This is a genomic window from Mesorhizobium sp. M7A.F.Ca.AU.001.01.1.1, from assembly GCF_004022735.1.
GTDB lineage: Bacteria > Pseudomonadota > Alphaproteobacteria > Rhizobiales > Rhizobiaceae > Mesorhizobium > Mesorhizobium ciceri.
This window is the reverse complement of record NZ_RZPF01000101.1, coordinates 1-12,266: the sequence shown is the minus strand read 5'-3', so window position 1 is coordinate 12,266 and position 12,266 is coordinate 1. Positions and strand designations below refer to the sequence as shown.

General features: G+C 63.1%; 11 protein-coding genes and 1 pseudogene. 7 read left to right on the top strand and 5 right to left on the bottom strand.

The genetic code is table 11. The features are described from left to right. The 5 genes and pseudogenes from EN884_RS39460 to EN884_RS08980 form a co-directional block, all read left to right on the top strand. Window positions 1-139, top strand: a pseudogene (locus EN884_RS39460) (alpha/beta hydrolase); the annotation flags it as partial. A 2-nt stretch (window positions 140-141) separates the two neighbouring features. Continuing rightward, window positions 142-441: a GNAT family N-acetyltransferase gene (locus EN884_RS08995; RefSeq protein WP_013529296.1), complete on the top strand. Its 300-nt coding sequence runs from the start codon at window positions 142-144 to the stop codon at window positions 439-441. Window positions 442-581: 140 nt separating this feature from the next. Then, window positions 582-1,640, top strand: a complete 1,059-nt coding sequence (locus EN884_RS08990; RefSeq protein ID WP_013529297.1) for a dipeptidase — start codon at window positions 582-584, stop codon at window positions 1,638-1,640. 98 nt (window positions 1,641-1,738) lie between these two features. Then, window positions 1,739-3,049 (top strand): flavin monoamine oxidase family protein, encoded by a 1,311-nt coding sequence (locus EN884_RS08985; protein WP_063169138.1) that lies wholly within the window; start codon window positions 1,739-1,741, stop codon window positions 3,047-3,049. 210 nt (window positions 3,050-3,259) lie between these two features. Beyond that, on the top strand, window positions 3,260-3,670 hold the full coding sequence (locus tag EN884_RS08980; RefSeq protein ID WP_013529299.1) for a hypothetical protein: 411 nt from the start codon (window positions 3,260-3,262) through the stop codon (window positions 3,668-3,670). Window positions 3,671-3,784: 114 nt separating this feature from the next. On the opposite strand, the gene EN884_RS08975 is transcribed toward EN884_RS08980, so the two are convergent. Together EN884_RS08975 and EN884_RS08970 are read right to left on the bottom strand one after the other, a co-directional pair. Continuing rightward, entirely contained in the window at window positions 3,785-5,872 is a 2,088-nt protein-coding gene (locus EN884_RS08975; RefSeq protein WP_027163147.1) for an ATP-binding protein, read from the bottom strand. A gap of 67 nt (window positions 5,873-5,939) precedes the next feature. Beyond that, window positions 5,940-6,713 (bottom strand): response regulator transcription factor, encoded by a 774-nt coding sequence (locus EN884_RS08970; RefSeq protein ID WP_181172685.1) that lies wholly within the window; start codon window positions 6,711-6,713, stop codon window positions 5,940-5,942. 46 nt (window positions 6,714-6,759) lie between these two features. On the opposite strand from EN884_RS08970, the gene EN884_RS08965 reads away from it, so the two are divergent. Beyond that, entirely contained in the window at window positions 6,760-7,461 is a 702-nt protein-coding gene (locus EN884_RS08965; protein WP_063169136.1) for a response regulator transcription factor, read from the top strand. 72 nt (window positions 7,462-7,533) lie between these two features. On the opposite strand, the gene EN884_RS08960 is transcribed toward EN884_RS08965, so the two are convergent. After that, a complete protein-coding gene (locus EN884_RS08960; RefSeq protein ID WP_013529303.1) occupies window positions 7,534-7,701 on the bottom strand; it encodes a hypothetical protein in 168 nt (55 codons plus the stop codon). A gap of 37 nt (window positions 7,702-7,738) precedes the next feature. Continuing rightward, window positions 7,739-8,071, bottom strand: coding sequence for a hypothetical protein (locus EN884_RS08955; RefSeq protein ID WP_063169135.1), 333 nt, complete (start codon window positions 8,069-8,071; stop codon window positions 7,739-7,741). 353 nt (window positions 8,072-8,424) lie between these two features. On the opposite strand from EN884_RS08955, the gene EN884_RS08950 reads away from it, so the two are divergent. Then, the gene (locus EN884_RS08950) at window positions 8,425-8,880 is read left to right on the top strand and encodes a L,D-transpeptidase (protein WP_013529305.1); all 456 of its coding nucleotides are present in this window, start codon (window positions 8,425-8,427) and stop codon (window positions 8,878-8,880) included. Window positions 8,881-9,078: 198 nt separating this feature from the next. On the opposite strand, the gene EN884_RS08945 is transcribed toward EN884_RS08950, so the two are convergent. Next, the gene (locus tag EN884_RS08945) at window positions 9,079-12,162 is read right to left on the bottom strand and encodes an efflux RND transporter permease subunit (RefSeq protein ID WP_063169134.1); all 3,084 of its coding nucleotides are present in this window, start codon (window positions 12,160-12,162) and stop codon (window positions 9,079-9,081) included. Window positions 12,163-12,266 lie beyond the last annotated feature (104 nt).

The following is a 12,266-nucleotide window of genomic DNA, read 5'->3' as shown; positions in this document are numbered from 1 at the left end:
GACCACGCGGCTCGAGGCCTATTTGCGTGCCGACGGCGCCGATGTCACAGTGGAATGGCACGATGGCGGGCACGAGGTGCGGCCAAACGAGATCGAGGCGGCACGGCGGTTCTTTGCCGATACTGCCCAAGGAGCATAGCAATGCCTGACCAACTGCCTGAGATCGAACTTGAGGATCGCGGTTCCAAGGGCCGCTACGTCCTGCGTGGACCCGATGGCGCCGAGGCCGAGATGACTTTCACCAAGATCGGTGAGCACCAGATCATCATCGACCACACCGAAGTGCCGGACGTCTTTCGCGGCCAGGGTGCCGGGCTTCGGCTTGTCACCCGCGCCGTCGAGGATGCGCGTGCGGCGGGCAAGAAGATCATCCCGCTCTGCCCGTTCGCCAACGCTCAGTTCCGCCGCCATCAGGAATGGGCCGACGTGCTGAAGCGGTAGGGATTCGTTGCTTGGAAACGGCGCGGCAAGCGGCTGCCATCCCACCGGGGCGGCTTTGGCATTTGCGCGGGTGGCGCATCCTGCCTAAGTAGATAGGATATATCTTAGCCGCGCCGACAAACGAACCGAATGATCCCCCAATGACCGAAACCGATCTCGTTCCCGTCTTCGACGGCCACAACGATACGTTGCTCAGGCTCCATCAGTCGAAAGACACGGACGTCGAAAAACTGTTCATCGAGGGGAAATCGGGCGGCCATATCGACCTGCCACGCGCGAAAGCCGGCGGCTTCGCCGGGGGCATGTTCGCCATCTTTCCGCCGCCTGTCGAGAAATCCAGGCGCGGCGCCGTGCCCCTGGCGCCGGGCGCCGCCGAACCGCTGCCGCCCGAGGTTCCCCGCAATGAGGCGCTGACCTCGACCATCGCGATGGCCTCGATCCTGTTCAGGCTGGAACGGGCCGGAGCGCTCACCGTCTGCCGCAGCGCCGGCGATGTGCGCAATGCCATGGCGCAAGGGTCGATCGCCGCGGTGTTCCACATCGAAGGGGTCGAGGCGATCGATCCCGAGCTCACCATGCTCGACGTGCTGCATGAAGCCGGCCTGCGCTCGCTCGGCATCGTCTGGAGCCGTCCGAACGCCTTTGGCCACGGCGTGCCGTTCCGCTTCCCGTCTTCGCCCGACACCGGCCCTGGCCTGACCGATGCCGGCAAGGCGCTGGTCAAGGCCTGCAACCAGTTGAAGATCATGATCGACCTGTCGCATCTCAACGAGAAGGGCTTTCGCGATGTCGCCGCACTCAGCGATGCGCCGCTGGTGGCGACCCATTCCAACGTGCACGCGATCTGCGGCCATTCGCGTAACTTGACCGACTGGCAGCTCGGCGCGATCCGCGAAACCGGCGGCATGGTCGGGCTGAACTTCGCAACCGGCTTCCTGCGCGAGGACGGTCGCATGAATGCCGACACCAGCCTCGATATCATGGTGCGCCATATCGATTCGCTGCTGCAGGCGCTGGGTGAGGATGGCGTTGGTCTTGGCTCCGATTTCGACGGCGCCATGATCCCGGCCGTCATCGGCGATGTCGCCGGCCTGCCGAAGCTGATCGATGCATTGGCGGCACGCGGTTTCGGCCGCGCGCTGATCGAAAAAATCGCCTATCGCAACTGGCTCAATATGCTCGAGAAAACGATAGGTTAGAGACAGCCTGCGGCATGGTGTGTTCGGCCCGCCGGCATATGTCGACAAGGACATAGTTCGTCGGTGGAAGCCGGATACGATTGGGTGGATAGCCGGCAATGCTGAAGACCTTCACGGATGAGGGCGGCGAATTCGAGCGAGCCGATGTCGTCATCGTCGGTGCGGGTTTCACCGGCCTGTCGGCGGCGCTTGAGATGAAGAAGGCCGGCATCGATTTCATCCTGCTCGAAGCACGCGACCGCGTCGGCGGACGCGTCGAGTCCCGATTGAACGGACTTGGCGAACGCATCGATGGTGGTGGCCAGTTCCTGTGCGAGGACATGCCGGAATTGATGGCCATGGTCGAGGCGCGCGGCAAGACGCTGGTTGAAACCTATGTCGATGGCGACTTCATCACCCAGCCGACGATGTCCGCACAACGAGCTGAGCGGACCTATCATGCCGCGATGGCGATCCGCGAGCGCATGAACGGGATCGATCCGGACGATGCCTCGATTGCCGGACTGACCGTCGCCGACTGGCTTGCCTGCCAGCACGATTCGGCCGATGCAAGGATGGCTTTCCGTTCGATGATCGAAGGTCTCTGGTGCATGGCGCTGGACCAGATTCCTCTCTGGTATTTGATCGACAATGACCGGCGGGTCACCAACGAGGTGACGGAACTGCAATATTCTGTGCGCGAAACCATGCATTCGCTGGCCGACGATCTGGCCCGCGACCTTGGCGATCGGTTGCGGCTAAGCGAGCCGGTCACGCGCATCGAGCACAGTTCGCCAGGTGTTCTTGTCGTTTCGGCCGGGGGTGCCGTCGAGGCGCGCACGGTTCTGGTTGCCGTCCCGCCGGCGAAGGTGACGGAGCTCGCCTTTGCCCCCGCTTTGCCGGCCGGACTGGGGCGGGCACTCGGCGCCTGGGAAAGCGGCGCGGCTATCAAGATCCTGGTGCGCTATGCCAAACCGTTTTGGCGGGCGCGGGATTTGAGCGGCATGGTGATGTGGCTCGAGCCGCCGGGGCTGTTTGCCTGCGACGCCGGCAAGGATGCGGAGCATGCGGCGCTCGTCGTGTTCGCCGGCGGCTCGCTCGCGCTGCGTTGGCGCGACCTCGGCGAGGCGGAACTGCGTGCGGAGGTGACCGGCCGGCTGGAGGCAGCCCTTGGTCCGGATGCCGGTGACGTCATCGATTTCAGTTTGCGTGACTGGACAGGAGATCGCTGGAGCGGCGGCGCGTACAGCGATCTTATTGTCGATGTTACAGCGACAGACGCCGAGCGAACGATCCTTGCCGGCGCACCGCCGGTGTATCTCGCCTCTTCAGAACTCTCGCCATCGTTTCCGGGGTATGTCGAGGGCGCCATCATTGCCGGGCGCATCGCCGCGCACAAGATCATTGCCGAGCTTCAAGCTCCGGGCTGAGCCTGATCTTTTCGAAAGACTGTTCGGTAAGATCGGTCAAGTTGCGCCTCGAGCCTCGGCGCCGTCGAAGCCATGCCCGATTTTGCCCGACTTCGCCCGAAATGCTGTTTCGAATTCGTTACAGTGCCAATCCTTCGCCACCCCATCACCGTTACAAAGCGCGGATAAGTTCATTTCACCGCCAAAAGAAACTCAGCGAAGGGGAAGGTAATGCATGCAAAAATCCAGACGATCCGCGGCGAGAGCCGCCTTCAGGCTCCAGAGCGCAATGACCGCCGTCCGAAACTGGCGCTGCGCCAGCGGGCCAGCGACCACCCCATGGCGATGTTCATGGTGCTGGCTGCTTGCGCCTTCGTCGGCATGGCGTTCACGCCGACAATCGGGCCGGCCTTCGCTTCGTTGAATCCGCCGGCCAATCTCATCGACGGCGCGCAGACGACGACCAGGACCGCGCGTCTGCCGGTGCCGTTGACCGACTTCGCCTGCAAGGGCCAGGCCTGGGGTGCCGAGAGCATGGATTGCCTGCGCGCCATCGCCGAACAGTCCGGAACACACAAAAGCCGGGCGATCCGCATGATCGCCAATGCCGCGCCGTTGACCGGCACGCCGAATATTTTCTGATTTCCGTCGAAGCATGGTCCCGAAAACCGTTCCCGTTTTGTGGATCATGCTCTGACCTCCCCGAGCGCCCTCCAGTGCGCTCCTTTTGGCTCCCGCCCCCGGGAGCCTCTTTTTTTATCCTTTCAAGGCCGCCTGTTCGGCGATGGCGGAGAGCACGCTGCGCACATCCAGCGTGCTGAACGGCTTTTCCAGAATCTGCGGTCGCTGGTGCGCCGGCAAGGCTTCGATTTCGGCTTTGGCACCGATCAGGTCTCCGGTGACCAGCACGAAACGCCGCGCCAAATCGGGCTTTTCGGCGAGCAGCTCACGATAGATCGATATGCCGCTGACGCCGGGCATGCGCAGGTCCGAAAAAACGATGTCCGGCGGCATGTGGCCGCTCAAGGTGGCGGCGGCCGATTCCCAGACCGGCACGATCCGCGACTTGATGCCCATCAGTTCGAGGATGTCGGAGAGTGACCCGGCGACATCCGGCTCGTCGTCGATGATCAAGGCATGGCGCAGGCCGCTCGATCGCGGCTGGTTGTCGCCGGCGGTGGCGAGGCCGGCCACGATGGCCGGCAGCTGGACGACGAAACGCGCGCCTCTCGGGAGCACTTCCTCGAACCAGACATTGCCATTGTGCCGCTCGATGATCGATTTCGAGATCGACAGGCCGATGCCGGTGCCGACGCCGACCGGCTTGGTGGTGAAATAGGATTCGAAGATGCGGCCGCGGATCGCTTCCGGCACGCCGGGCCCATTGTCCTCGACCGAGAAGCAGGGATGATCCCGGTCGCTGCGGAACGTCCGCACCTTGATCAGCCGGTCGCCGGCAATGCCAGCCAAAGCGTGCTGGCTGTTGATGAGGAAATTGGCCGCCACCTGCGTCACATGGTCGGCGTCGGCCATGGCCAGCAGCGGGCCTGCGGCGAAATCGGTGTCGATGATGATGCCGCTTGAGCGCGCGCCATAGGCGGTCACTTCAAGTGCCGCCCGGATCACCTGGTTGAGGTCGGTCTCGGCTTGTGCCGCGGGATGGAGGCGGACCATCGACAGGAAGCTCTTGACGATGCGGCCGCAGCGCTCGGCGGCCGCGCGGACCTTTTCGGCGCGCACCTTGGTTTGCGGATCGGAGGCGAATTCGTGCAGCAGCGTCGATTGCGCCACAACCACGGCCAGCGGGTTGTTGAGCTCGTGCGACACACCGGCCAGCAACGAACCCATCGCCGCCATCTTCTCGTTCTGGTGCAGCTTCTCGCGTTGCCGGCCGATTTCCTCCTCGGCGCGCAATTTGTCGCGCAGGTCGCGGATGGAGCCGAAGATCAGGCGGCGGTCGGCAACCCGCATCTCGGTGGCCGTCAGCTCGATCGGGAACACTTCGCCGGCGGCATTCTGGGTCACCGTCTCGAGCCGCTGGCCGACCATCGGCGCGCCGCGGCCGGACATGTATTCGGCTCCTGAGGCATAGCCCTTGCGGTAGTAGATCGGCACGATCGTATCGAGCAGGTCCTTGCCGAGGATGTCGCTGCGCTGGAAGCCGAACATCTTCTCGGCGGCCGGATTGAATTCGATGATCGAGCCGGTCTCGTCGATGACGACAATGGCGTCGAGCGAGGCCTGCAGCATGGTGCGGCGAATGACCTCGCTGGCGTGGGCGTCGGAGGGCGAGCGCTCTATGGCGTCGCCGATGGCCAGCGCGATGATGTGCAGCGTCGCCTCTTCCTCGTCGGTCCATGCACGCTCGTTGATGCAGTCATTGACCGCCAGCGTGCCCCAGAGATGGCCGTGCGCGAAGACCGAGACCGAGAGGAACGATTTGATGTTCTGCTTCTCGAAATCGGTCCTCAGGAAGCCTTCGAGGTCGCGCGTATGACCGGCGAAGATCTTGCCTTGCCTCTCGTCCTCGGCAAGCCGCTCCAGCAGCGGGTCGGAATTGACGATCGATTGCATGATGACGGTCGGTGATGCCAGTTCGCCGCCGAAAAGAGGGTCGATCCAGTAGGCGGCGACGGATTGGGCGAAGCCCTGGCCAGGCAGTTCGCGCAAGCGAAACAGGATGCCGCGCTGGCAATCCATGGCCCGGCAGAGCGTTTCCAGTATGCCGTCCATCTCGCGCTGCCAGTCGCCGGCCTCGCGCAGCCGGCGAACGACGCGCACGGCCGCCATCGCCGCGCCCTGCCTGAACCCTTGCATATCGGTGCTTGCTGCTTCAGCGATCATCTTGTGCTGTCATTCCGGAGTCGCGCCAATTCGGCCGGCGAGCAACTACATCCTTCTGGCCCGGTGCTCAGTTGCCGTCGCCGGCCGGCAGCGAGAAGATATAGCCCTCGCCGCGCACCGTGCGCAGGAATTTCGGATTGGCGGGATCGGCCTCGATCTTTTTGCGCAGCCGCATGATGCGAATGTCGACCGCGCGTGACGATTCCGGATCTTCGGTGAAACCGATCGCCTCGGAGATAGCGGCGCGGCTCAGCAGCCGGTTGGCGCGGGTGAGGAAAATCTCCAGCACGTCGAACTCGCTCTTGGCCATGTCGATCACCACGCCATTGGCGCCGGTGACCAGCCTGCCGTCGAGATCGGCCTGGAAGGGGCCGAAGGCAACGGAACGGCGATCCGCCCCGGCCCTCTTGTCCTGCAGCTCTTTGGGCTGGGGAACCCGGCGCAACACGCTGCGCACCCTGGCCAGCACCTCGCGCAATTCGTAAGGCTTGACGATGTAGTCGTCGGCACCGAGTTCCAGCCCGACAATGCGGTCGAGCGCGGTGCCGGCCGCGGTCGCATAGATGATGCCGATCGGCAGTTTCGAACGCAGCCAGCGGCCAAGCGAGAGGCCGTCCTCGCCGGGCATGGCGATGTCGAGAATGGCAAGATGAAACGACTGCGTTTCAACGAGGCTGCGCGCGGCGGCCGCACTTTCAGCGGTGGCCACGTCATATCCGGCGGCGCCAAGGTATTCGGCGACAGCGTCCCTCAGGTCGGGCTCATCCTCGACGATGACAATTCTTGCCCGCACGATGCTTTCGCTCCCACTTTCAGTGGAAAGTAGATTGGGTATAAACATCATGTCCAGCACTCATATCGGGGTTGCCAGGGAACGGTTGGAAAACATGGCCGCACGATCCGTCATTGCGCTCGTTTCGGTAGCCGAAGTGGTCGCGACCGAACTCGCCGACCATCTTGAACGGCGCGGCCATGACGTGCATCAGGCACGCCAGCCCTGGGAGGCCGAATCGCTGCTGTCGGGAAAGGGCATCGACGTCGTCGTCGTCGGCGACAGCCTCAGCCAGGCGGAGGGGCGGGACCTGCTCAGACGTTATGGCGGCCAAGGAGGAGGCGGTGAGGGCGGACCGGATTTCATCCTGATCTGCCGCCCGGCCGATCTTGTCGACAAGGTGCTGGCGCTGGAGCTTGGTGCGGCCGACGTCATCGAGAGCCCGCTCAATGTCCGTGAACTGGCCGCCCGTGTCGGCGGCCTGCTTTCGCGCCGCGGCAGGGGCACCCAGGAACTGATCGTGCTGGAGAACGCGACCGTCGATCTGAGATCGGCGATGGTCATGCATCGCTCCGGCACGGAGGAACAGCTTTCGCCCGGTCAGGTGGCGCTGCTCAGGCTGTTCCTGGCCAGTCCGCGCAAGGTTTTGACGCGCGACGACATCATCGCCGCGGCGCCGGCCGAAAACGCCGATGCCTTCGATCGCTCGATCGATTCGCGCATCGTGCGGCTGCGCCGCAAACTCGACACCGAAACCATCACCACCATACGCGGCGCCGGCTACCGGTTCGATCCGCCGCGGCAATTCGCGGACTGATTGCCGGGCACTGACGCAGTCTCTGGTTTCGGGCATCGGATTTTCCATCTCCGGCCCCGACGCTCTTGGCGCTCAGCGTACCAGCAGAAGCGATGGACCCACCGGCATGTCACTGCCCATGGTCAGCTCGCCAGCGTGGGCGCGGTCCCTGAGCAGCACGGTGGCAAGGCCGGCAAAGCCGAGCAGGCCCTGGGCGTAAAGCAGTGCGGAAAGCACCGAAGCGGCAAATTTCGTTTTCATCGTACCAATTCCCCAAAATGGTTTGTTGCGGGTCGCTTCAGGATACCCCCGAAGCGCCCGCGCCGCCCACGGAACCCCCCGTCTCGGCGCGGGCCTTCGGTCCTCTCGGCAGCAAGTTGCCGGAGGCGCCGCGCAAACCCGTCAGCCTAAGGCCGACCCGCCAGAGGGCCTTTAGCCGGGCGATGCGCAGGCTGGAAACAATCCAGACCGTGGCGAAAAACAGTGCGGCGTGCAGGGTCGAAATCTCGCCTGAAGTCATCGCGCCGAGGCTTGTCAGCGGGGTGCCGGCAACCATGCCGACGCCGCCGATGACCGCTGCCGCGATGCTGATCCTGAAAAGCCAGGACAGCGCGTTCGATTTCGTTCCCATGTTCGTTACCGGCTGTTTTCGTTGCGTCAACTTTGCTTGCGGCCCGTATCCGGATCATGCCGCTTGAAACCTCGCTTTGTTGCAGTTCGGTTTCGAGATCTACGGCGGTCCTTTCGAATACTGCTAATTCGCACTTTCGTTTAGCGACGGATACCCATGTTCCTGACCTTGGTCTTGCTATGGTCTCGCTGGCGGGCCACCGACGGCTCTAATGGGGTTGGCGTTTGTTAACCAGTGGAAACAGATTCGAAACACAAATGAGCATTTTGCGAAATCTCTCCGAAACATGACGTTGGGATAAGCAGCCATCGAATTGGAGCCGGCTGGACCGGCAGAGAGAGGGGATTTTCTTCATGCATACCGCCATTTCCGCCAAGCTCATCAACATCGCCGCCGCCGCGCTGACCGGTGCCGCACTGCTGTTCGGCTCGGGCGCCGCGCATGCCGCCAACAAGATCGTGGCGCGCGTTTCGCTTTCGCAGCAGATCATGGAAGTCTCCGTCGACGGCCGGCCGACCTTCGCCTGGAAAGTCTCCACCGGCGACCGGGCCCATGTGACGCCGACCGGCTCGTTCAAGCCGACCCGCATGCATGAAATGTGGTATTCGAAGAAATACGACAACGCCCCGATGCCGCACTCGGTCTTCTTCAGCGGCGGCTATGCGGTGCACGCGACCTATGCGATCAAGCGCCTCGGCCAGCCGGCTTCGCATGGCTGCGTGCGGCTGCACCCCGACAACGCCGCCGATTTCTACCAGCTCGTCGAAACCTTCGGGGCGACCAACACCAGCATCGTCATCGTCAAGTAGCAGGCTGGAAACGGTGGCGTGGCAGCATGCTGCCGCGCCTCAAAGCTCCCTCCGGAAACGCTGCGGTATTGCGTACAGTTCAAACCGGCGGTATCGAGCCCAGCCAAAAAGAAAAGAGGCCGGGAATTTCCCGGCCTCTTTTCTTTTGTTTCCATCGATTTGCCCCGCGCATTTCTGGGCGGGACTCCCTAGACCGTCCTAGCTCGGCAGTGCCGGCATCAGCTTGGGGTCCGGCTTCTCCGCCAGATGAGGCAGGTCCTTGCTGGCGATAAAGGTGTAGAACATGGGCACGACGAAGAGCGTGAATATGGTGCCGACCAGGATGCCGGTGAAGATGACCAGGCCCATCGAATAGCGGGCCGCGGCACCAGCGCCGCTGGACGTGATCAGCGGCACAACGCCGAGCGCCATCGCCGCCGTCGTCATCAGGATCGGCCGCAGGCGCACCTTGGCCGAGGCGATGATGGCATCGCGCCGCCGCATGCCATGCTTTTCACGCTGCTGGTTGGCGAACTCGACCAGCAGGATGCCGTGCTTGGTTATCAGACCGATCAGTGTGATCAGGCCGACCTGCGTGTAGATGTTGAGCGTGCCGAGGCCCAGATTGAGCGGCACGATCGCGCCGAAGATCGACAACGGCACCGCCATCATGATGATCAGCGGGTCACGGAAGCTTTCAAACTGCGCCGCCAGCACCAGATAGATGACGACAACTGCGGCCGCGAAAGCGATCAGGATGGTGTTGCCCTGTTCCTTTTCCTGTCGCGATTGACCGGAATAATCGATGAAGAACGTGTCGGGCAGGCTCTCCTTGGCGATGTCCTCCAGCGCCTTCAGCCCGTCGCCGGTGGTGACGCCGGGCAGCGGAAGCGCCGAAATCGTCGACGAATTCAGCTGGTTGAACTGCTCGATTGCCGCCGGCGCCGCATTGGTCGAAATCTTGACCACCGCCGATAGCGGCACCATCTCGCCGGTCACGCTGCGCACGAAGTATTCGCCGAGCTTGTCGGGGTCGTCGCGGAACTCCTGCGGCACCTGCGGGATGATGTCGTAGCTGTTGGAATCGCGGTCGAACTGCGCCACTTCGGCGCCGCCGACCAGCAAGGTCAGCGTGCGGCCGATATCGGCGATCGGCAGGTTCAGCGCGGCGGCGCGGTCGCGGTCGATGGTCACCGTCACCTCCGGTGCGTCATAGGCCATCGAATTCTGCACGACGATGAAGCGGCCGGAGGCCTGCGCCTTGTTCTTGATCTGCTCGGCCACCTCGTACACTTCCGAGGAAGCGCCGGTCGATCGCACCACCATGGAAATGGGCAGGCCGCCGCCGGAGCCCGGCAGCGTCGGCGGTGCGAAGACGAAGGCCTCGACACCGGCCACTTTGGCGATACGGGCCGTAATGTCAGCCTGCAGTTCCTTCGAATTGCGCTTGCGTTCCGCCCAGTCCTTGAAGGCATAGCCGACGAAGGCGCTGTTTGTCGTGCCGCCGAAGGCGACGGCCGAGAACTGCGCCCGTGTTTCGGGAATATCCTTCACCAGGCCGAGGATCTGGTTGACGTATGTCTCGGTATAATCGGACGTCGCATAACGCGGCGCCGTCACAATCGAGAGCAGAAAGCCCTGGTCCTCTTCCGGCGCAAGTTCGCTCGAGGTCTTGGTGAACATGAAGCCGGTGACGCCGACAAGCGCAAGCACGATGATCAACGTCAACGGGCGATAGTTCAGCGATCCGGTGACGGCGCGTTCATAGACATGCTCGACGCGCGCGAAGGTGCCGTCGACAATGCGCTGGAAACGGCCCGGCGTGCCGGACTTCAAGAGGCGTGCCGACATCATCGGGGTGATGGTGATGGCGATGACACCCGACAGCACCACCGAGCCGGCGAGCGTGACCGCGAATTCACGGAACAGCGCGCCGGTCAGGCCGCCGGTAAATGCCAGCGGTGCGAACACGGCGGCCAGCGTCATGGTCATGGCAACGATGGCTGATGCGATTTCGCGCATACCGCTGAACGCAGCCTGCATCGGCGACATGTGATCTTCTTCCATGTGACGATGGATGTTCTCCACCACCACGATGGCGTCGTCGACGACCAGGCCGATCGCCAGCACCATGGCCAGCAGCGACAGAAGGTTGATCGAGTAGCCAACCGCGAACAAAAGGAAGCAGACGCCGATCAGCGACAACGGGATGGTGATGATCGGCATCATCACCGACCGGAAGGAGCCAAGGAACAGAAGGATGACGACGACGACGATGGCAACCGCCTCGCCGATGGTCTTGAACACCTCTTCAATCGAGGCGCTGATCTGCCCGGTCGCGTCGTAGACGACCTCGATCGTCATGCCTTTCGGCAGTGTCTCCTGAATCTGCGGCACCAGCTTGGTGAGCGCAGCCGCCGTGGTCAGCGGATTGGCCGCCGGCGTCGGGAAGATGGCGAGGAAGGTGCCTGGCTTGCCGTTGAACGAGACCCTGGTATCGGTGTTCTCGGCGGCGAGTTCGACGCGAGCCACGTCGCGCAACCGCACCACATTGCCGTCGGTCGAGCGCAGCGGCAGCTCGGCGAATGCCTCCGGCGTCTGCAATGTCGAGCGCACGGTGATCGAGGAAACGACATACTCGTTCTGGGTGTTGCCGGGCGCCGACAGGAAGTTGGAATTGTTGATCGCCGTCAGCAGTTCGGAGGCGGTCACGCCGCGCGCTGCAAGTTTGACCGGATCGATCCAGACGCGCATCGAGTATTCCTGGGCGCCGAAGATCTGCACGTCGGCGACGCCTTCGACCGTCGACATGCGCGGTCTGATGACGCGCTCGATATACTCCGTCAGCTGCTCCTTCGTCATGTTCGGATTCTGCATCGAGATGTACATCATCGCGAACTGCTGGCCGGTGCCCTTGACGATGACAGGGTCCTTCGACGCGTCCGGCAAAGTGCCGCGCACGCCCTGGACCTTGGACAGAACTTCGGTCAGCGCGACGTCGGGGTTCGAGCCGAGCTTCATCTGCACCGTCACGGTGCTGGAGGACGGGCGGCTGGACGAGGTGACGTAGTCGATGTTTTCGGTCGAGGCGACGGCGCGGGCGATCGGGGCGGAAATGAAGCCCTGGATCAGATCGGCGCTGGCGCCTGGATAGGCCGTGGTGATCGTGATGGCCGTTTCATCGACCTTCGGATACTGCCGGATCGACAGATTGAAGATGCCCTGGAAACCCAGGAGCAGGATCATGCAAGCAAGGACCGTCGAAAGAACAGGCCGGCGAATGAAGAGATCTGAAAAGCTCATTGCTGGTCGGCCTGCTTGTTCGCCGATTTGGTCGGGTCGATGGTGTTGTCCACAACGACGGACATGCCGTTGAAGAGGCGGTTCTGACCGGCGGTGGCGACCTC